Here is a 21,193-nt window from a genome sequence, read left to right as displayed (position 1 = left end):
ATTTAGTCTTTTTTATGCAAATCCTGAATCATTCTTTCGATTTTATTACCATAATCAATCGATTCATCATATTCAAAATTCAATTCTGGAATGATACGGAGTCTCATTCTAGAGCCTAATTCAGATTTTATAAAGCCTTTAGCTTTTTCTAAGCCTTTGAAGGTATCTGCTTTTTGTTTTTCATTACCTAAAACAGTTAAATAAACCGTTGCAATAGATAAATCATTGGTTAATTGTACGTCAGTAATTGTTAAAAAACCAATTCTTGGATCCTTAACTTTATTATTAGCGATATCCATGATTTCTTGTTTCATTTGTTCACCTACACGTTCTGCTCTCATATTCATATTTTTCACCTCACATATATCTTACTTCGTCAATTGTTTCCTTACTAACAAATTATATGACAGTTTATTTCATGACGTCAAACAAATATTATTACTTTGTATTCCCTTTTATCGAATCAGTAGAGTTATGTTTGTCATTACAATATATTGCATGTCATATATAAATACAACATATTATATGACAGTTGAGCATAATTTTAATTCCTAACTGTTAATTTTTGAAACATTATTTCATAAGAACGCTATAATTTTATATTTAAATTGCCTAAGCGATGAATTTTTATGCTTAAGTGTAAATGGCATGTGTTTTTCATCAAAGCCATCAACTTTAGTACGTCAATTCATAATGATTTTACACATTTATAAAAATATAGTGCTATACTATAAAACTAATCGATATTATAATTGATTTGATTTTAAAACTTTAGGAGTTGCATCTTTTTTGGAAAAACCAGAACGTCTGCTCTATATTTACACCCGATTACTAAATGGTAAAACGATAAGCAAAGAAGCCTTGTCACAAAAACTACAAGTTAATATACGTACGATTCAAAGAGACATTAGTGATATAAATAATTTTATTTATGAAGATCATGAATGGCATGGTCTTGAAGGCAAAGTAATATACGATACTACAATTGAAAAACATCGCTTAAAGATTGATAGATATAAATTTAAAAATAATAGATTGCTAAATCTTATTTTTCGAATGAAAGATTTCACCCCGGTTATTCATGAAGATACATATAATCTCATTCGTGGTTTGAATGCTAATTCAAATCTAGCAGAAAAATTATTATCTAATAAATTATTAAGCCAATTCAAAATACATCGTGAACTCAATGAGTCTACTTTAATCTATAAAATTCAACTTGCAATCGAGAATAATCATAAACTCACTATACAACTTGATAATGTCGAGCTCCCTAACATCATTCCAATTTATACGCGCTATTTTGATAACGTGTATTGGATTACGTACTTATATGAGGGAGAAATATATACGCGTGATTTAACAACAATTACAGATATTAAACTAACAAATCAAGTATTTGAACGCGATATCTTTAATCATATTAAACAAGTGAAACTGCTAGTGAAAGATGATATTTGGCCAGAAATAAAGAGACAATTCATTATCTTAGATACTACTCCTTCAACAGATGGGACTATCGTTAACCTAATTATTTCAAAAGAAGAAAGTATGCATTTAGCGTATCTATATCCTCAGGCTATCATACTTCTACAACCACAATCCTATGTCGATGAATTTAAAAGAAAAATACAAGTTTTATTCAATAATTACGACATTTAAAAAAAGCTTACAGTTAGTGATACACACATACTATAAGCTTTTTTATTTATTAGTTAGAATTAGAAAATTCATATCTCATAGAATCCATTTTCTTGTGAAAATCAGAATCACCATTTTCGCGTGCAGCCTTTTGTTCTTGATTCCATTTGTAATACTCAATTTTTGATAACGCTTGTTTTTTTCTCAGACGTTCCCTATGCTCTTTATAACTCAATACGTTACATAACGTAAGATGTCTATTTTGTTTAGAAGATAATACAAATAGGTTTTCAATTAAATATTCACAAATATCACTATCCGCAAAATTTTTGAAAATGGATATATATAATTCTTCCTCACTTACGATATAAATTCGTTTTTTATCATCTTTTAGCATTTTAATTAACAAGTTAAAATTTTGCCTCTGGGAAGGAAGTATATATTTAAATGATAAGAAATCTTTCGGTATACCTGCTGCATGACCTGTTTGATAAGGGAAAAATTTAATAACCATTAAACGATTAGGGTCAATATTAAAGTATTTTAAAGTTGACGCATTACTATATAAATATTTTACAAACCATCTATGGCGATCAATATAAGGTAAAAATAATTTTTGACCCTCAAATGTTAATTTACCTTGAATATCTAACAAGATCCTCTTTCTATACTCTATTGCTTCAGCTTCAGGCAAACTGAGTTCGTATGTTTTAAAATCATTTTCGGGTTGTTTTTTTAATATAACGATATCTGCAATTTCAGGATTTCCAAAATAAGGTCGCGCAGTCGCAGGATTAAGTTCAGCATTTTCGAATGTCACTTTTTGTCTATTTTTATTAACTGTCACTTTACCATTAGCGAAATCAATCATTTTCTTAAATCTTGGAATTTCCATAAAATTTTCACCGAAATGTTTTTTTATATATTCTAAATCTCTAGGATGTAAAAATGCTGTAGTATCATTATTTTTAATGATTGCTTTTAATGTCGATTCATCATAAATAGAGTTATATTGATCTAAATATTGTTGCCAGAATTCGTTTATTTCTTTTAAATATTCACTCATCATTTATAACCTCCTATTTATTCTAAGTTTAATCATGCACATAGACAGCCAGTGTCCGCCAATATAAATAAAGGTAATTTCACAATATTTTTTATATCTAATTTACAACTATAAAAACATCTATTAATTATATAAAATAGTGCGATAACATTTGTATGTTTCAATTATTTAATTTTAATATCTTTTGATATTAATTGTTTAATAAACTATAAACGACGTATACTTAAAATTCGAATCACTGATAAGCCATCGAATTTTGGAATATATATTATATAACAACATAATACGTAAAATCAACATCCCTGATATTTTTCACATCTACTATCAACACTCTCTTTTATACGATGCTTCAGAGTACGAAAGCTTTACATCATTATCAAATATAATCTATTTAGTTGTTAACAGATATACTCTCATCGATTCATAAAATTATCTTAATTAAATCTAAAAGTCCCTAATGATGACTGATGGTGACTCAATTTACGCCCTTATACAGAAACTTCATTGATAATAAAAAAGCACGCCAAAAATGAGATTTTAATCTCACTTTTGGCGTGCTTATGATGATTTCAATAAAGAAAATGATTATCGTTAGTCTGAGGTGATTATATGCCTGAATCTTTATTTTAATTTAAATTTTATCTTTTAATTTCTACCATTTCGAACGCTTCAATGATGTCACCTTCTTTAAGGTCATTATACTTTTCAATTGTGATACCACATTCGTAACCTTGAGCTACTTCTTTTGCGTCATCTTTAAAACGCTTCAATGTGTCTAGTTCACCTTCGAATTGTACAATGCCGTCTCTAATGACACGTACACCTGCATTACGAGTGATTTTACCATCAATAACATAACTACCTGCAATTGTACCGACTTTAGAAACTTTGAAAGTTTGACGAACTTCTGCTTGCCCAATAACTTGTTCTTCAAATTCTGGATCTAGCATGCCTTTCATTGCTGATTCTATTTCTTCTATAACGTTGTAAATGACACGGTGTAAACGCATATCTACGCCTTCATTATCTGCCGCACGTTTTGCACCAGTATCTGGTCGAACATTGAAACCGATAATAATACCGTTAGAGGCATTAGCTAAAGTAACGTCTGATTCATTTATAGCACCTACAGCTGTGTGTATAATACGCACATTAACGCCTTCAACATCTATTTTCATCAATGACGCAGCAAGTGCTTCAACTGAACCTTGAACGTCACCTTTGATGATGACATTAAGATCTTTCATTTCACCTTGTTTCATTTGTTCAAATAAATTATCTAATGAAACACTCTTACTTTCTTGACGTTGTTGCATCACATTAGCTTCATGGCGTGCTTCACCAATACGTCTTGCTTGTTTTTCATCTTTAAATACAACAAATCTGTCACCAGCTTGTGGCACATCATTAATACCAGTAATTTCAACTGGTGTAGAAGGACCAGCCGTTTTAATACGTTGGCCTAAATCATTAACCATTGCACGAATTCTACCATACGTGTTACCAACTACGAGTGAATCACCCACATTGAGTGTACCATTTTGAACTAATAATGAAGCAGACGGACCGCGTGACTTATCTAATTCAGCTTCAATCACTGTACCTACAGCATTTTTTTCTGGATTAGCTTTTAATTCTTGTACTTCTGAAGTCAATACAATCATTTCTAATAAATCTTCAATACCGTCGCCACTTAATGCTGAAAGTGGAACGAAGATTGTATCGCCACCCCAGTCTTCTGGAATTAAACCGTATTCAGTTAATTCTTGCATCACACGGTCTGGATTTGAAGTAGGTTTATCAATTTTGTTTACAGCTACAATTGTTGGCACTTCAGCCTCTTTGGCATGATTTATTGCTTCAATTGTTTGAGGCATTACCCCATCATCAGCTGCCACTACTAAAATAGTAATATCGGTAACTTGAGCACCACGTGCACGCATTGTTGTAAAAGCGGCGTGACCAGGTGTATCAAGGAAAGTGATTTTTTTGCCATCATTTTCAATTTGGTAAGCACCGATATGTTGTGTAATACCACCAGCTTCTCCAGCTGTCACTTTCGTATGACGAATAGAATCTAATAACGTCGTTTTACCATGGTCAACATGTCCCATGATTGTAACTACTGCTGGACGTTCTATTGCATTTTCATCTTCTGTTTCATCATCAAAATAAATCGCCAAGTCTTCTTCATCAACTACGATTTCTTTTTCAATTTCAACACCATAATCGTCTACAATAAGTTCTAATGTTTCGTCATCTAATGATTGATTGATATTAGCCATGATACCTAATAAGAATAATTTTTTGATAATACCTGAAGAATCAACATTTAATTTTTCAGCAAGTTCACCAACTGTTATGCCATCTTGGTAGGTAATTTTTGATGGCATTTCTTTTGGTTCTTCTTGTTTAGGTTGTTTGTTATTTTTATTATTTTTGTTGTTCTTGTTATTTTTATTATTTTTCTTATTATTCGGCTTATTATTTTGGTTACCTTTATTCGATTGGTTACCTTTATTCGATTGGTTACCTTTATTGTGTGTTGTTTGTTGTTTATTTTGAGTATTCTTTTGTTGTGATTTCTCACTTTGTTCTGCTTTTTCTGGTTTGTAAATTTTATCTAAAGCTTTAATTTGGTCGTCTTCTAACGTTTGCATATGACTCGTTACCTCAACGTCCATTTTTTTCAATTCATCAATAATTTCTTTACTTTTAATTTTTAAATCTTTTGCGTATTCGTAAATTCTTTTTTTACTCATATAGTCACTCCTTACGATATTCATCAATCATTGACAATAACTTTTTAGCAAAGCCTTGATCAGTGATTCCAATGTTTACACGTTCTGCTTTACCCAAAGCTTGTCCTAATTCAGCTCTCGTTCCAAATATACGTAATGATATATGGTAACTTTCACATTTGTTCTGTATCACTTTAATTGTGTTATCAGAAGCATCCGTTGCAATGATTACGAGCTTTAGTTTGTTCTTTTTCAAATCATTTAAAATAACTGATTCACCTGTTTTTACTTTTCCAGCACGCATTGCTAAACCTAAAAAATTTACGATTTGTTCTTTGGTCATTTAGGTATCTCTTCACGGTATATAAGACGTATAATTTCTTTATACACAGGCTCTAATGTATCAGCATCAGCTTTAAAATACTTTTCTAAAACACTTTTTTGTTGAGCTTCTTCTACTAGCTTAACATCCTTTGATACGTAGGCACCACGACCTTGTTGTTTACCTGTCGCATCAGCAAAAATTTGCTCATCTTTATTGATTACAACTCGAATCATGTCATTTTTAGGATGCAATTCATTTGATAGTATACATTTACGCATTGGAATTTTTTTCTTTTTCATAAAGTATCCACTCCAATTTATTTTTCTGCGTCTTCGTCTTCTATTTCAACTGTCTCTGTTGGTTGCGATTCAGTAGTATCTTCTTCTACTTCAATATTTTCAGACGACACAACATCACCTAATTGCATTTCATCTTCTTCATTTAATGCTTCTTCTGCAGGATAAACGCCTGCTGCTCTCGCATCAGTTTCTGATTTAATATCGATCTTCCAACCAGTTAATTTTGCTGCTAATCTCGCGTTTTGACCGCGTTTACCAATTGCTAGTGATAATTGATAGTCAGGGACAACAACGACTGTTGATTGATTTGGCTCATCCACGATAACCTGTAGCACTTGTGAAGGGCTTAATGCATTCTTAACAAATACCTTAGGATCTTCATTCCATTGAACAATATCAATTTTTTCGCCACCAAGTTCTTCTACAACCGCTTCTACACGTGCACCTTTAGCACCAACACATGCGCCAACTGCATCAATATCAGGGTTATCAGAATGCACACTGATTTTAGAGCGATCTCCTGCTTCACGTGCAACAGATTTAACAATAACTGTACCATCAAATATTTCAGGCACTTCTTGTTCAAATAAACGTTTTAATAAGCCTGGATGACTTCTAGAAACATAAATTTGTGGACCTTTTGTAGTTTGTTCAACCTTATTTACGTACACTCTAATTCTTTCATTCGGAATATAGCTTTCATTTGGGCTTCTTTCAGCTTCAGATAGTACAGCTTCAGTACGCCCTAAATTCACATATACATAACGGTGGTCTACTCTATCAATTAAACCTGTTACAATATCATCTTCTTTATCGATGAATTCATCGTAAAGGATTTCGCGTTCTGCATCACGTAAACGTTGCATAACAGCTTGTTTCGCTGCTTGCGCACCTACACGACCAAAGTCACTTGGCGTTACATCTTCTTCGTAAATATCACCAATTTCATAGGCTGGATTTTTTACTAATGCAGTATCTAAACTAATTTCTTCTCTATCATCCATTGATTCTTCAACCACTTCTTTACGAGCGATTACTTTGAAACTACCTTGATCCATATTTAATTCTACGCGTACAGTTCTCGCGCTATCGTAGTTCTTTTTATAAGCAGTGATTAAAGCTGCTTCAATGGCATCGATCAATACTTCTCTAGGAATCTTTTTTTCTTTTTCTAAGTACTCAGTAGCTAATAATAATTCATTACTTGACACGACTTATCATCCTCCTCATCACGTTATATCATTACAGCATGGCGTGCTTTTGCGATTTTATTTCTTGGAATTTCAATTTGCTTTGTTTTAGCCTTTTCTTTAACTTCCATAACAATGTTTGTTTCATCAACAGATTGTAAAATACCTAACCATTCTTTAGAACCTTCAATTGGTGCATATAAAGAAACAAATACTGGTTTTGTTATTGCATTTTGGAAATCTTTTTCTTTTTTAATTGGTCTTTCAGCACCAGGTGACGCGACATCTAAATAATACATTTCTTGTATAGGATCTTCCGCGTCCATGACTTCGCTGATTTTTTCAGAAGCTAGCGCACAATCGTTTAAATCAACGCCGCCTTCTTTATCTATAGATACTCTTAAAAAATGGTCTTTTCCTTCTTTGGTAAACTCAACTTCTACTAATTCAAAATTTAAGTCGTTAAGGACAGGTTGAATGATAGTCTCAACTTGCTCAGTTATTTTACTCATGCTGACCTCCTTTTTTGGCAAATAGAAAAGAGCGGGTATTATGCCCACTCTTTCTGCCTGAGTCTAATTTTTTAAGCACTATTATTATACCATATGTTCATTTTCTATACAAATAACTATATTTGTTAAATGGCACAATGACAACTTACTTAAGTTATTCTCAAATTTACTTATATTTAATTAATGTCAAATTCAAGTAAAATATATCAACCTCTTATACTTTTACTAAATCTATAAAATAATACACTTAATTGAAATCTAAATAGTTTCTAGTAAATCATATTTAAGGATTACATATCAAAAATGGAAAGCTGTGCTTTATCTGGCAAATTAGGTAATGAACCTAATTCATCTAGATACTCAATAACTTTTTGAGATAAACCAGCTTTTTTATTTAAATCTTCTTTAGATAAGAAAGGCCCTTCATCGCGCGCTTCTACAATTCTTTGTGCAACATTTTCACCTAAACCTGGTACAGCAATAAATGGAGGAATTAAAGTATCCCCTTCGATTATGAATTCAAATGCTTTGCTCTTCTCTAAACTGATTGGTTGCATTCGGTAGCCACGTTGTGCCATCTCGTTCATAATCTCAAGCACCGTTAACGTATCTTTTTCTTTTTTTGCTAAATCCATATAACGTGAATACATATCATTTACCGTGTTACGTATACTTTCTTTATCTTTAATCATTGAGATTAAATCAAAGTCTGAAGCACGTACAGTAAAGTAACTAGCATAGTAATATAATGGATAGTGCACTTTGAAATAAGCAATACGTACAGCCATTAGTACATAAGCTGCTGCGTGGGCTTTAGGGAACATGTATTTAATCTTTCTACATGAGTCTAAGTACCAATCTGGCACTTCATTATCAACCATCGCTTCTACCATATCATCAGTTAAACCTTTACCCTTACGAACAAATTCCATTGTTTTAAAGGCTAATGAAGGTTCCAAACCGTTATACATCAAGTAGACCATGATATCATCACGACAACAAATTACACTTGCTAAATCGCATTTACCAGAGCGTATTAAATCCTGTGCATTACCTAACCATACATCCGTACCATGAGATAGCCCTGAAATTCTAACTAATTCAGAAAATGTTGTTGGTTTCGTATCTTCTAACATTTGTCTAACAAATCCAGTTCCGAATTCTGGTACACCAAATGTACCTGTTTTACATAAAATTTCATCGGAAGTGACACCTAAAGGCTCTGGCGAACTAAAAATGCCCATCGTCTCCTTATCATCTACTGGAATCGTTTTTGGATCAATACCTGACAAATCTTGCAACATACGTATCATAGTAGGATCATCGTGACCCAGTATATCCAATTTCAACACATTATCATGAATGGAATGGAAATCAAAGTGCGTTGTCATCCAAGAAGAACCTTGATCATCTGCTGGGAATTGAACAGGTGTAAAATCGTAAATATCCATATAATCGGGAACAACAATAATACCACCTGGATGTTGTCCAGTCGTACGTTTAACACCAGTACAACCTTTTACAAGTCTGTCTATTTCTGCTCCTCGTTTATGAATACCTTGATCGTTTAAATATCCCTTCACAAAACCAAAAGCAGTTTTTTCTGCAACCGTACCGATCGTTCCCGCACGAAATACTTTATCTTCACCAAATAGCTCTTTAGTATAGTTATGCGCTTCAGGTTGATATTCACCACTAAAGTTCAAGTCAATATCAGGTACTTTATCCCCTTTAAATCCTAAGAAAGTTTCGAATGGAATATCCTGGCCTTCTTTAATCAAATCACAACCGCACGATTCACATTTCTTGTCTGGTAAATCGAATCCAGAACCAACAGAACCATCATCAAAGAACTCACTTTGCTTACACTCTGGACAAATATAATGTGGTGGTAGGGGATTCACTTCTGTAATTTCAGTCATTGTTGCCACAAAGCTCGAACCAACAGAACCACGTGAACCTACTAAGTAACCATCATTCAGTGATTTTTTAACTAATCTTTGAGAAATTAAATATATTACTGAGAAACCATTACCTATAATACTTTCCAATTCTTTCTCTAAACGATCAATGACAATCTGTGGTAAATCATCGCCGTAAAGTGCTTTTGCATTATCGTAACTCATTTCACGTATTTCTTCATTCGCACCTTCCATTCTCGGTGTGAATAGTTCATCTTTAATTGGTACGACACGTTCTATTTTATCTGCTAAATCATTCGTATTCTGAACTACAAGTTCATATGCTTTTTCCTCACCTAAAAAGTGTAATTCATCTAACATTTCATTCGTTGTTCTAAAATGCGCTTTTGGTAAAGTAGAGCGATTTAATGGATTACCCGGTTGAGCGGCAATTAATATTTTACGAGCAATCGCATCATGTTCATTTAAATAATGTGCATTACCTGTTGCAATCACTGGAATATTATTTACATCCCCCGCTCGAATTAAACGATTATAAATTTCATGTAAAGTTTCATTATCTCTTACTAGCTCTCTATCAATTAGATCTTGATAAAGTGCTGGCGGTTGAACCTCAATAAAATCGTAATATTTGGCAATTCGCTCTACTTGAGACTGGTCTTTTTGCATAACTGCTGTAAATACTTCGCCCTCATCACACGCAGAGCCTACAAGTATTCCTTCTCTATACTCATCCAACAAGGAACGTGGAATTCTTGGTGTACGGTAATAATATTGAACAAGAGAAGCACTCACAATTTTAAATAGATTTTTCAAACCATCTTGGTTCTGCACAATGAGTGTTACATGATTTGGTCGTGCACGCTTATACGCATCTTCATTTGACAATGACGTATTGATATCTTGATGGTTGTGAACACCAAGCGCTTCTAGTTGCTTAAGCATTTTTATGAACATATAGGCCGTTGCTTCTGTATCATATATCGCTCTATGGTGTTGCGTTAATTCAACTCCGTATTTTTTAGCTAAGAAATTTAAGCCATGCTTACCATATTCTGTATTAATTGTTCTAGATAATTCTAATGTATCAATGACACCGTTCGTGGAAGCACCAATGCCAACGTGTTCATAGCCTGTATCGATGAAACCCATATCAAATGATGCATTATGCGCTACAAAAATGGCGTCGCCTACCCATGATTTAAACTCAGTGAGCACTTCTTCTATTTCAGGGGCATCTACTAACATGTCATCTGAAATATGCGTTAAGTTTTTAATTGTTTCTGACAATCGTTCATGAGGATTACTGAATCGTTCAAATTTATCAATAATTTCGCCATCTTTTACTTTAACAGCTGCAAGTTCAATAATTTTATCGTATTGATTTGAAAGTCCCGTTGTCTCAACGTCAAATACTACATAAGTAGCTGTTTTCAGGTCACAATCTTTTGGTTTATATGCGATTGGTACACCATCATCTACCAGCATACCTTCCATGCCATAAATCATTTTAATTCCTTTTTTTTCGGCAGCACTATGTGCATCTGGGAATGCTTGCACAACATTATGGTCTGTTACCGCAATGGCTTTATGTCCCCATTTCGCAGCTTGATCTACATAATCTGATATGTTTGGAATACCATCCATTTGACTCATTGACGTATGTAAATGGAATTCAACACGTTTGTCTTCAGCTTTATCTTGTTTTGTAGCTTTTTTTATTTCTTCGATATCTAACATCATCATAACTAGGTCACGTACAAATGTATCTTCCTCAATACGCCCTTGTGCACGAACCCATTTACCTACACTTAAAGCTTTAAAATGCGCTAAATCATCTTTATTTTTACGTGTGAACATTTTCAAGACAAGAGAATCTGTATAATCTGTTACTTTTAATTCTACAATATGACGCCCACTCTTCAATTCTTTTAAATTGATATCGAAAATAACACCTTCTACAGCAGCTTTAAATTCTTCTTCGATAATTGAGTCAATTTGACGTACATTTTCAACTTGGATTGGTTTACCAATTTGACATTTTGAAACATCACTTTCGTTATTGTCCTGTTGTTTTGCTTTTTCAGCCTTCATTTTCTCTAATTTTTCTGTTGCTTCACGCGCACTTTTCTCATCTTCTTCTTGAATATGTGCTTCTAATGACGCTAAATCCCCATCGTTAACTGCACTATCTGTTTCGAAAACGACTTTACTTATATTAAACCCACACTGTTGGTATGCTGCAATCAAACTACCATTACACGCTTTATCAAAGTGATCTCGTTCAACATCGTTTTGGCACATGACTTTTAATACATCACCTGACATAATTAAGCGTTTTTGTTTTAATTGTCCTTTTACTTTGGGTGATAATTTTGTTTGATCAATACAGTGGCTAAAATATTTTATTGCAAATTCATCTTGATTTGTTTTATCTTTTACCGTGAAATTACATTTTACATCTGCAATCGTTTTAAATTCTTCAATGATTGCACCTTTAAAAAGCAAATAATTTTCAATTGTTAAAAAATGTGGGAATGTAATTTGAAATACCCAAGTTCGATCTGATGTTTTGACATCAACACGTGTTAATTCACTATTTTCCAATATTTCTGAATCTAAATGCTCAGCAATTTTGATTTGGTCAGCTAGTATTTTAAATTTTTCCTCATTTGTCATTGCCATGACGATAACCACCTTACTATTAATTACACTACTTTTCTTATATATAGATACTTATATTTTATGACGGTGTATGTATGAATTTACATGTTCTATACTATAACGGAATATCTAAAAATTTCTATTAGTTCAACTTGTCGCACTATGATATTACTTTACATGAATAACAAAAGAGTCTGAGACACAAATAGATGTCTCAGACTTTTTAGTCAATTGGCAGTAGATGTAAAGTCTCACTCTTATACATGAGCTTCAATTCAAGTAATCATCTACCCTAGTCATAATTGTCAAGCTGGGACAATGAAACCTTTTGAAAAATTCGGTTTCTACCTATCTCCCATATTTATACTTTTTAACGCACAGTTTACTTTGTAAATTATAACAAATTATCCTAGTTCCTGCTCTAAAATTAGATATTAGAATACAATGTGTTTACATAATTAATTAAATTATCCACATAGACCTCTTCACTTTCACCTGTATCACGACGTTTCACTTCTACTATACCCTCTGCTGCATTTTTACCAACAACCACACGCACTGGCAATCCAATTAAATCAGCATCATTAAATTTAACACCTGCACGTTCTTTACGATCGTCATATAAAACATCGTAGTTTTCTTTTAACTGGGTATATAATTGATCTGCTAATTCACGTTGATCATCTTTTTTAGGATTAATCGTAATTAAGTGTAAATCAAATGGTGTTACAGATTTTGGCCAAATGATGCCATTTTCATCATTGTTTTGTTCAACAATCGCACTTAATGTTCTTGATACGCCAATTCCATAACAACCCATTAATAGTGGCTGTGCTTTACCTTGATTATCTAAAAATGTTGCATTCATTGATTCAGAGTATTTCGTTCCTAATTTAAATACCTGTCCAACTTCAATGCCCTCTGCAAAGTGAGCTGGTCCGGAGCCATCTGATAATGGTTCACCTTCTAATATAAATCTAAAGTCTCCGAAAGCATCAACTTCGAAATCACGACCAATATTAGCATTTAATAAATGATAGCCATCTTCGTTTGCACCAACGACAATATTATTTAAATCTTGAATGAAATTATCGGCATAGACTTTAATCTCTTTATCAAAAACTGGACCTAGCGAGCCAGGTTTCGCACCTAAAAGATTAACAATTTCGTCTTCAGAAGCTAATTCAATATTATCCGTACCAAAGTATGCTTTTAACTTAATATCATTCAATTCATGGTGACCACGAACTAAGACCATAATAAATTCTCCATCTATTTTAAATACCATAGATTTAGTAATTTCGTCTAAGGGTTTGTCTAAGAATGTAGCCAGTTCTTGCGCAGTATGAATATTTGGTGTTTCTATTTTTGTTAATGGTTGTAAATCTTCATGTTTTTCATTGGCTTGATAGACTACTTCCGCTTTTTCAATATTTGCAGCATAGTCACTCTGTTCACTATACACAATCGTATCTTCGCCGATTTCACTTAGTGCCATAAATTCATGTGTGTGACTGCCACCAATTGCTCCTGAATCTGCAACAACTGGTCGCGCATTAATACCAACACGTTTAAATATGCGACCGTATGCGTTATACATGTCTTGATAAGATGCATCTAGAGAGTCCTCATCCGCATGGAACGAATAAGCATCTTTCATGATAAATTCTCTACCACGTAACAAACCGAAGCGTGGACGCTTTTCATCTCTGTATTTAGATTGTATTTGGAATAACGTAAGTGGTAATTGTTTGTATGACTTCAATTCATCTCTAACGATGGACGTTACAACTTCCTCATGTGTTGGTCCTAATGCAAATTCACGTCCGTTACGATCTTGTAAACGCATCAGTTCTGGACCGTAAGCACTCCAGCGACCTGACTCTTCCCATAATTCTGCTTGTTGTAATGCAGGCATTAAGATTTCAACCGCATCTATGCGTTCCATTTCTTCACGCACAATTGCTTCAATATTATTCAGTACGCGTGCAGCTAAAGGTAAATAACTATAGATCCCACTTGTACTTTGTTTAATTAAACCAGCTTTCAGTAATAAACGATGGCTCAGTGCTTCTGCTCCTGCTGGTACTTCTTTCATTGTTGGAATAAATACCTTTGATTGTTTCATTTAACTACCTCTCTCCCTTTTATAAGAAATAACGTTGAATATCGTTCCATGTCACTAAGACCATTATAATAAGTACAAAAACAGCACCAATCGCAATAATTGTTGTTTCGGCTTTCTTATTAACCGGTTTTCTAAATATCGCTTCATATATGACGAATAAAATACGGCCACCGTCTAGTGCAGGTATTGGTAACAAGTTCATTAAGCCTAGATTAACACTTAATAGTGCCGTCCAAGAAATTAAATTAATGATACCTGTTTTAACTACTGAATCCACAGTGTGATATATACCAACTGGTCCGTTTAGCATATCGAAAGAAAAATGACCAGTAAATATGCTGGCAATCATACTTACAATAGCTGTAAATATTAATTTACCCGCCTCTAGTGATCGTTCAACACCAGCTGCAATTGGTTTAAATATTGTATGTTCGGTACTTGCACTATAGCCTAATAAATATCTAGTTTGTGTATTAGTTTTCGTTACTTTTTGTTCTACTTTTTTAGGCTTGATATCCATCGTATGTGTTTTTCCATCACGTTCAACCGTAACTTCTGTCTTATTATCTTTAATATTTTTTACAACACTATCTATATCACCTTTATTTTCAATTTTTTTATCATCTAATTTAACAATTTTATCACCAGATTTAAGACCAGCTTGTTGTGCCGGTGAATCTTTCATGACTTCATCAATGCCATTTGTCGGTGTCCCTTGATAATACGCAAGACCGATAAATAATACCAATGTAAGTAAGAAGTTAAATAGTGGTCCAGCAAATAATGTTAAAAACTTTTGATAAGGCTTTTTATACGTGAATTGTCTATCTTTTGGTGCAATTTGAATTAAGCTACCATTTTCAACAAAATATGATTTTTTAGCAATATTATACCTATGACGTTCTTGATCATAAGGCGTTACACCTTCGATATACAAGCCATCTTTAAAATCACATTGTTTCACTTCTATCGCTTCAATTTGTTGGAATTTATGTTGGTCATCCAAAATGATATGTGTAATTTCATCTTTATCATTCAATTTTATTTTAACATGCATACCTGGTTGTACCGGCGGTTCTTCCAAACCATCACCAGCCATACGCACATAACCACCAACTGGTAATAGTCGTATCGTATATAATGTTTCATTTTTTCTAAAACTAAATATTTTAGGTCCCATACCAATAGCAAATTCTGGACACATAATTCCTGCGCGTTTAGCAAAAAACATATGCCCATATTCATGTACGGTTACGAGGACACCAAAAACAATGATAAAAGAAATAATTGTTACTAGAAAACTCAATTTGATACACCTCATATTTTCTTAATAAATTAACTGCATGTTGGATAACATGCAATGTGTCAGTAATGTATACTACCAACTTTAAGTTATAAAAGTATACCACAACTATACTTTGTCATACACGTAACTCTAATCATTTTTATTCAACAGTTATCAACATGCTAACTTATAAATATTGAAAATTTAATTTAGCATTGTGAAATCTTTCGACCTTGTCAAAAGGAGTTAAGAATATCATTAACTGTTATTAAATAACCAGTTATTTCAATCCATTAACTCCTTTCGCATTTTTATAAAATTATAAAAGTCATATCGTAAATGTATTATATTTGAATTAATAAAATATTTAATAATGGTAAGACAAACATAAAACTATCAAAACGATCTAAAATGCCACCGTGACCTGGTAAAATTCTTCCAGAATCTTTTACGCCAAAGTGACGCTTGAATCCTGACTCTACTAAGTCACCCAATTGACCAAACATGCTTAAAATAATCGTAATGATTAGCAATAACCATAGTACGATATTGAAATCTACAAAGATCATCATTACTAGCGGTACGATTAAACTACAAATCAAACCACCTACAAAGCCTTCAACAGTTTTGTTAGGGCTAATGACTGGCCATAATTTGTGTTTACCCATCAATCTACCAAAAATATACGCACCTGTATCAGTTAACCAAACCACTAAAAACGCAAATAATATGTAATGTAAACCCTCTGAGCGTGTTTCATATAAATACATAAATCCGATACCTACATATGCGATGGACATTAGACAAAATGCCGCATCCATAAAGCTGAATCTATTTTTAGAAAGTACTGTATAACTTAATAAAATAAAACTCATTGCTATTAACGATTTTAATTGAAGGTCGTTAACCCAGCTCCCCGCGTCTTGAGGTAACATAATGATTAAAATACCTAATGCACTAATTATCCCTGGTATTGATAAGAACTTAATCATATTCATATTAAGCAATTCTTTTAAAGCGATGAATGCCAATAAATATGAAAATAGCATTAGAATAAGGCCACCCTTAAGTAAAACTGGGAGGAAAACGATAAGTGCTATAATTGCCGTTAAAGTTCTAACTTTCATACTATTCTCCTAACTATTTATAATCCACCAAATCGGCGCTGCCTTGATTGATAAATTTTAATACAATTTATTAATTCTTCTTTATCGAAATCTGGCCATAGCTTTTCATTGAAAATAAATTCACTGTAAGATACTTGCCAAATAAGGAAATTGCTTATTCTTTGTTCACCTGATGTTCTTATCAAAAGATCTGGGTCAGGATATGCATGTGTCATCAAATGATCATCAATCATCTGTTCTGTAATGTCATCACTAGTTAATCCTTTAGCAGTTAGTTCATCATAGATTGTTTTCACACTGTTTAATATTTCAGCACGACCACCATAATTAATCGCGAAGATTAATTTTAAACCTGTATTATCTTTAGTATCTTCTTTGGCTTTAGCGATTGCTTTGAGTGTAGATGATGGCAAATATTCCATAAAACCAATTGTCTCGACTTTTACATTATTTTCTATCAACTCTGGTAGAAATGTTTTTAAAAAGTTAACTGGCAAGTTCATGATATAATTGACTTCATTTTCAGGTCTAGTCCAATTTTCTGTAGAAAATGCATACAATGTTAAATATTTAATTCCAATATCACTAGCAACTTTTGTGATTTTTTTAACTGTTTGCATACCTTGATAGTGACCTTTAATTCTAGGCAATTTTCTTTGTTTTGCCCAGCGACCATTACCGTCCATGATTATAGCAACATGTTCAGGTATGTTATGTAAGTCCAAGCCAAACTCTGATTGGATTGGCTGATTTTTATTTTTTTTAATTAACTTTTTAAACATGGTATTTCCTCCGAGCGTGATCATCTATGTTTATTATAATAGGTTCTAGATGCAATTATCTACCATTTTATCATACTAGATTGTTGCATTGAATAAACAAATAAAAAAACTGTACCAAAGTCTGATTTGATACAGTTCAGATAAGAATATGATTAGCCTCTTAATCAGCAACAATATAAGTTCAATTATATCGCCTTAATGATTGAAGCCATTATCATCATTACCATGTTTATACTGACATAATATCTTGTTCTTTTTCTTCTAACAATTTTTCAACTTCTTTTATTGAATCGTCAGTTAATTTTTGTACATCATCTGTTTGTGTTCTTAAATCATCTTCAGTGATGTCAGAATTTTTTTGTTGTTTTTTAAGCTCATCGTTTGAGTCACGACGCACATTTCTTACTGCAACTTTAGCGTCTTCGCCAATTTTTTTAACATCTTTAACAAGCTCTTTACGACGTTCTTCAGTTAATGCTGGTACACTGATACGGATAACTTCTCCATCACTTGAAGGATTAACACCTAAGTTAGCTGCATTGATTGCTTTTTCAATATTGCCAACTGATGATTTATCATATGGAGAAATGACTAATAAACGTGCTTCTGGCACACTAATACTAGCAAGTTGTTGAACTGGTGTTGGCGCACCGTAATAATCAACATTTACACCATTTAATAAGTTTGAATTCGCTCTACCAGCACTGATATTAGCTAATTCTCTTGAAAGATTGTCTATTGATTTTTGCATTTTTGATTTCGTTTCATTAATAATGTCACTCATAGTCATACACCTCTAATTATTTTGTAATCAATGTTCCTATTTTTTCACCCATGACAGCGCGTTTAATATTACCTTCTTCAGTTATTGAAAATACATTTAATGGAATATTATTATCCATGCAGAATGATGAAGCTGTTGAATCCATAACTTGTAAACCTTCTTGTAACATTTGGATATGCGTTAGGTGCTCATATTTGATTGCATTTGGATCTACTTTCGGATCAGCAGAATAAACACCGTCGACATTATTTTTGCCCATTAAGATAACATCAGCTTCAACTTCAGCTGCACGCAATGCTGCAGTTGTGTCAGTAGAGAAGTAAGGGTTACCTATACCGGCTGCAAAGATGACCACACGATTTTTTTCTAAATGTCTGATTGCACGACGACGAATATAAGGTTCTGCAACTTGTTTCATTTCTATTGAAGTTAAAACACGTGTATCACATTCTAATTGTTCGAGGCTATCTTGTAATGCTAATGCATTCATTACTGTAGCTAACATACCCATGTAGTCTGCTGTACCACGATCCATGCCTAAATCGCTACCAGTTTTACCTCTCCAAATATTACCGCCACCAACGATAACTGCAATTTCACAGTCCAATTTAGCTACTTCAGCTACTTGTTCTGCAATACTTTTGATTATAATTGGGTTAATTCCAAATCCATCGTCACCTGCGAGTGCTTCGCCACTTAATTTTAATACAACACGTTCGTATTTAGAAGTTTGAGCCATTGTCTTATCCTCTCTATTGTAAAAATATGTAAATTATACAAGTAAAGAAGACACAATAGGTCTTCCAATACAAAAGTGAATCTTTCATACGGAGCACAAAAGGTGTCTTCTTCCTTGTTTTAACTTATGAAAAATTATTTCATTTGTCCTTTAACTTCGTCAGCAAAGTTTTCTTCACGTTTTTCCATGCCTTCGCCTACTTCATAACGTACGAAGTCAACTAGTTTACCACCTTTAGATTTTAAGAAAGCTTCAACTGTTTGATCAGGATCTTTTACAAAGTTTTGGTCAACTGCACAAATTTCTTGTAGATATTTACGTAAACGACCTTCAACCATTTTTTCAACGATATTTTCTGGTTTACCTTCATTTAGAGCTTGTTGTTTTAAAACATCTCTTTCATGAGCGATTTCATCTTCGCTTACTTGTTCAGATGAAACATATTTAGGGTTGATTGCAGCAATGTGCATTGCAACATCTTTAGCTGCTTCAGCATCAGTAGAACCTTCAACTACAGTTAATACACCAATACGTCCACCCATGTGTAAATAAGCACCGAATGAATCGTTGTCTGTTTTAGTTCTAACAGCAAAACGACGGATACTTAATTTTTCACCGATAGTTGAGATAGCTTCTTTAACACGTTGGTCAACTGATTTACCATCTGGTAAGTTAGTTTCTAAAAGTGCTTCAACTGTTTCTGCTTTAGTATCTAATACTTGGATAGCAATTTCTTTCACTAATTGTTGGAAACCTTCATTACGAGCAACGAAGTCAGTTTCAGAATTGATTTCAACAATTGCTGCTTCGTTTCCTCTTTCTTCAACGTGTACTAAACCTTCTGCCGCAATACGGTCAGATTTTTTAGCAGCTTTAGCGATACCTTTTTCACGTAGGAAGTCTACCGCTTTATCGATGTCACCATCAGTTTCTGTTAACGCTTTTTTACAGTCCATCATACCAGCGCCAGTTTTTTCACGTAATTCTTTTACAAGTTTAGCTGAAATTGCCATTTCAAATTCCTCCATTATTTAATGAATTTTATTTTATTTATTTTAAAAAAAGGTGATAAGCTTCAATATCTTATCACCCATTTTACATTATTCTTAGTTTGATTCAACAGAAGTGTTTTCTTCAGTTGTTTCTGTTTCAGTAGCTTCTTTTGATTCATCTAAATCAATATTTTGTTCAGCTGCTACTTCTTCATTTGATACACCTTGTTGACCTTCTAAGATTGCATCTGCCATTTTACCAGTTAATAATTTAACGGCACGGATAGCATCATCGTTTGCAGGGATAACGTAATCAATTTCATCTGGATCACAGTTAGTATCTACAATACCAACGATTGGGATGTGTAATTTACGTGCTTCAGCAATTGCGTTGCGCTCTTTACGAGGGTCAACAACGAACAATGCTTGAGGCATAGATTTCATATCACGAATTCCGCCTAAGAATTTAATTAAACGGTCATATTCTTTTTTAAGTTCTACAACTTCTTTTTTAGGTAATACTTCGAATAAGCCATCTTCTTCCATTTTTTCAATTTCAGAGATACGTTTAATACGTTTAGAAATTGTTTTATAGTTAGTTAAGATTCCACCTAACCATCTTTGGTTTACATAGAATTGACCAGCACGTTCTGCTTCAGCTTTAACTGAATCTTGTGCTTGTTTTTTCGTACCAACGAATAAAACTTTTCCGCCATCTTCTGATACTTGTTTAATGAAGTTATAAGCTTCTTCTACTTTTTTCACTGTTTTTTGTAAATCGATAATGTAAATACCGTTTCTCTCAGTGAAAATGTATCTTTTCATTTTTGGGTTCCAACGGCGTGTTTGGTGACCGAAGTGAACACCTGCTTCTAGCAATTGTTTCATTGAAATTACTGCCATAATAAAATTCCTCCTATTGGTTTATTACCTCCACAAAAAGCTCATATAAACACGACAATTAAATATCGCACCCTTTATACTTTAACTTTCTGT

The 21,193-nt window shown here is 33.2% G+C and carries 17 protein-coding genes; 1 reads left to right on the top strand and 16 read right to left on the bottom strand.

All coding sequences use genetic code 11. The features are described 5' to 3' along the window. Positions 1-2: 2 nt before the first annotated feature. Positions 3-347: a 30S ribosome-binding factor RbfA gene (rbfA, locus tag KA893_RS10015; protein WP_002483451.1), complete on the bottom strand. Its 345-nt coding sequence runs from the start codon at positions 345-347 to the stop codon at positions 3-5. Between the two features lie 442 nt (positions 348-789). Between rbfA and KA893_RS10010 the strand changes: the two genes are divergently transcribed. Further along, the gene (locus KA893_RS10010) at positions 790-1,662 is read left to right on the top strand and encodes an HTH domain-containing protein (RefSeq protein ID WP_041080456.1); all 873 of its coding nucleotides are present in this window, start codon (positions 790-792) and stop codon (positions 1,660-1,662) included. 49 nt (positions 1,663-1,711) lie between these two features. Here the strand turns inward: KA893_RS10010 and KA893_RS10005 are convergent, their stop codons facing one another. The 15 genes from KA893_RS10005 to rpsB all read right to left on the bottom strand — a co-directional run bounded on the left by KA893_RS10005 (position 1,712) and on the right by rpsB (position 21,100). Then, a complete protein-coding gene (locus KA893_RS10005) occupies positions 1,712-2,707 on the bottom strand; it encodes a hypothetical protein (RefSeq protein WP_228481172.1) in 996 nt (331 codons plus the stop codon). A 638-nt stretch (positions 2,708-3,345) separates the two neighbouring features. Then, positions 3,346-5,469, bottom strand: a complete 2,124-nt coding sequence (infB, locus tag KA893_RS10000) for a translation initiation factor IF-2 (protein WP_069821933.1) — start codon at positions 5,467-5,469, stop codon at positions 3,346-3,348. A gap of 4 nt (positions 5,470-5,473) precedes the next feature. Beyond that, entirely contained in the window at positions 5,474-5,791 is a 318-nt protein-coding gene (locus tag KA893_RS09995) for a L7Ae/L30e/S12e/Gadd45 family ribosomal protein (protein WP_002483455.1), read from the bottom strand. Beyond that, positions 5,788-6,072, bottom strand: a complete 285-nt coding sequence (gene rnpM / locus KA893_RS09990) for an RNase P modulator RnpM (protein WP_210125762.1) — start codon at positions 6,070-6,072, stop codon at positions 5,788-5,790. The genes KA893_RS09995 and rnpM overlap by 4 nt, the downstream gene beginning before the upstream one ends. A 17-nt stretch (positions 6,073-6,089) precedes the next feature. After that, on the bottom strand, positions 6,090-7,283 hold the full coding sequence (gene nusA / locus KA893_RS09985; RefSeq protein ID WP_194375944.1) for a transcription termination factor NusA: 1,194 nt from the start codon (positions 7,281-7,283) through the stop codon (positions 6,090-6,092). Positions 7,284-7,306: 23 nt separating this feature from the next. Beyond that, complete coding sequence (gene rimP, locus KA893_RS09980; protein WP_002483458.1) at positions 7,307-7,774, bottom strand: ribosome maturation factor RimP; 468 nt, start codon at positions 7,772-7,774, stop codon at positions 7,307-7,309. Positions 7,775-8,064: 290 nt separating this feature from the next. Next, the gene (locus tag KA893_RS09975) at positions 8,065-12,381 is read right to left on the bottom strand and encodes a PolC-type DNA polymerase III (RefSeq protein WP_194375942.1); all 4,317 of its coding nucleotides are present in this window, start codon (positions 12,379-12,381) and stop codon (positions 8,065-8,067) included. A gap of 406 nt (positions 12,382-12,787) precedes the next feature. After that, a complete protein-coding gene (locus KA893_RS09970; RefSeq protein ID WP_194375941.1) occupies positions 12,788-14,488 on the bottom strand; it encodes a proline--tRNA ligase in 1,701 nt (566 codons plus the stop codon). Positions 14,489-14,507: 19 nt separating this feature from the next. Next, positions 14,508-15,794 carry an RIP metalloprotease RseP gene (rseP, locus tag KA893_RS09965; protein ID WP_037538541.1) on the bottom strand — a complete coding sequence of 429 codons (1,287 nt, stop codon included), beginning with the start codon at positions 15,792-15,794 and terminating at the stop codon, positions 14,508-14,510. Positions 15,795-16,117: 323 nt separating this feature from the next. After that, positions 16,118-16,900 carry a phosphatidate cytidylyltransferase gene (locus KA893_RS09960; protein WP_115338563.1) on the bottom strand — a complete coding sequence of 261 codons (783 nt, stop codon included), beginning with the start codon at positions 16,898-16,900 and terminating at the stop codon, positions 16,118-16,120. Between the two features lie 17 nt (positions 16,901-16,917). After that, positions 16,918-17,682, bottom strand: coding sequence for an isoprenyl transferase (locus KA893_RS09955; protein ID WP_011303261.1), 765 nt, complete (start codon positions 17,680-17,682; stop codon positions 16,918-16,920). A 229-nt stretch (positions 17,683-17,911) separates the two neighbouring features. Next, positions 17,912-18,466: a ribosome recycling factor gene (frr, locus tag KA893_RS09950; protein ID WP_002483464.1), complete on the bottom strand. Its 555-nt coding sequence runs from the start codon at positions 18,464-18,466 to the stop codon at positions 17,912-17,914. Between the two features lie 16 nt (positions 18,467-18,482). Further along, the gene (gene pyrH, locus KA893_RS09945) at positions 18,483-19,205 is read right to left on the bottom strand and encodes a UMP kinase (RefSeq protein WP_002483465.1); all 723 of its coding nucleotides are present in this window, start codon (positions 19,203-19,205) and stop codon (positions 18,483-18,485) included. 134 nt (positions 19,206-19,339) lie between these two features. Beyond that, positions 19,340-20,218 (bottom strand): translation elongation factor Ts, encoded by an 879-nt coding sequence (tsf, locus tag KA893_RS09940; RefSeq protein WP_037538543.1) that lies wholly within the window; start codon positions 20,216-20,218, stop codon positions 19,340-19,342. Positions 20,219-20,311: 93 nt separating this feature from the next. Beyond that, positions 20,312-21,100: a 30S ribosomal protein S2 gene (rpsB, locus tag KA893_RS09935; protein ID WP_194375940.1), complete on the bottom strand. Its 789-nt coding sequence runs from the start codon at positions 21,098-21,100 to the stop codon at positions 20,312-20,314. Positions 21,101-21,193 lie beyond the last annotated feature (93 nt).

The organism is Staphylococcus sp. GDY8P126P (genome assembly GCF_017891965.1).
In the GTDB taxonomy this organism is placed as follows: Bacteria; Bacillota; Bacilli; order Staphylococcales; family Staphylococcaceae; genus Staphylococcus; species Staphylococcus saprophyticus.
Note: the sequence above shows the minus strand (reverse complement) of the source record. Positions and strands in the feature narration are given on the sequence as shown.

Coding starts and splice junctions, on each gene's coding strand:
- KA893_RS09955 (WP_011303261.1), bottom strand. CDS start 17,682: ATGTTTAAAAAGTTAATTAAAAAAAATAAAAATCAGCCAATCCAATCA.
- KA893_RS09975 (WP_194375942.1), bottom strand. CDS start 12,381: ATGGCAATGACAAATGAGGAAAAATTTAAAATACTAGCTGACCAAATC.
- KA893_RS09960 (WP_115338563.1), bottom strand. CDS start 16,900: ATGAAAGTTAGAACTTTAACGGCAATTATAGCACTTATCGTTTTCCTC.
- tsf (WP_037538543.1), bottom strand. CDS start 20,218: ATGGCAATTTCAGCTAAACTTGTAAAAGAATTACGTGAAAAAACTGGC.
- KA893_RS10005 (WP_228481172.1), bottom strand. CDS start 2,707: ATGAGTGAATATTTAAAAGAAATAAACGAATTCTGGCAACAATATTTA.
- KA893_RS09995 (WP_002483455.1), bottom strand. CDS start 5,791: ATGACCAAAGAACAAATCGTAAATTTTTTAGGTTTAGCAATGCGTGCT.
- rpsB (WP_194375940.1), bottom strand. CDS start 21,100: ATGGCAGTAATTTCAATGAAACAATTGCTAGAAGCAGGTGTTCACTTC.
- rnpM (WP_210125762.1), bottom strand. CDS start 6,072: ATGAAAAAGAAAAAAATTCCAATGCGTAAATGTATACTATCAAATGAA.
- KA893_RS09970 (WP_194375941.1), bottom strand. CDS start 14,488: ATGAAACAATCAAAGGTATTTATTCCAACAATGAAAGAAGTACCAGCA.
- pyrH (WP_002483465.1), bottom strand. CDS start 19,205: ATGGCTCAAACTTCTAAATACGAACGTGTTGTATTAAAATTAAGTGGC.
- rbfA (WP_002483451.1), bottom strand. CDS start 347: ATGAATATGAGAGCAGAACGTGTAGGTGAACAAATGAAACAAGAAATC.
- infB (WP_069821933.1), bottom strand. CDS start 5,469: ATGAGTAAAAAAAGAATTTACGAATACGCAAAAGATTTAAAAATTAAA.
- frr (WP_002483464.1), bottom strand. CDS start 18,466: ATGAGTGACATTATTAATGAAACGAAATCAAAAATGCAAAAATCAATA.
- rimP (WP_002483458.1), bottom strand. CDS start 7,774: ATGAGTAAAATAACTGAGCAAGTTGAGACTATCATTCAACCTGTCCTT.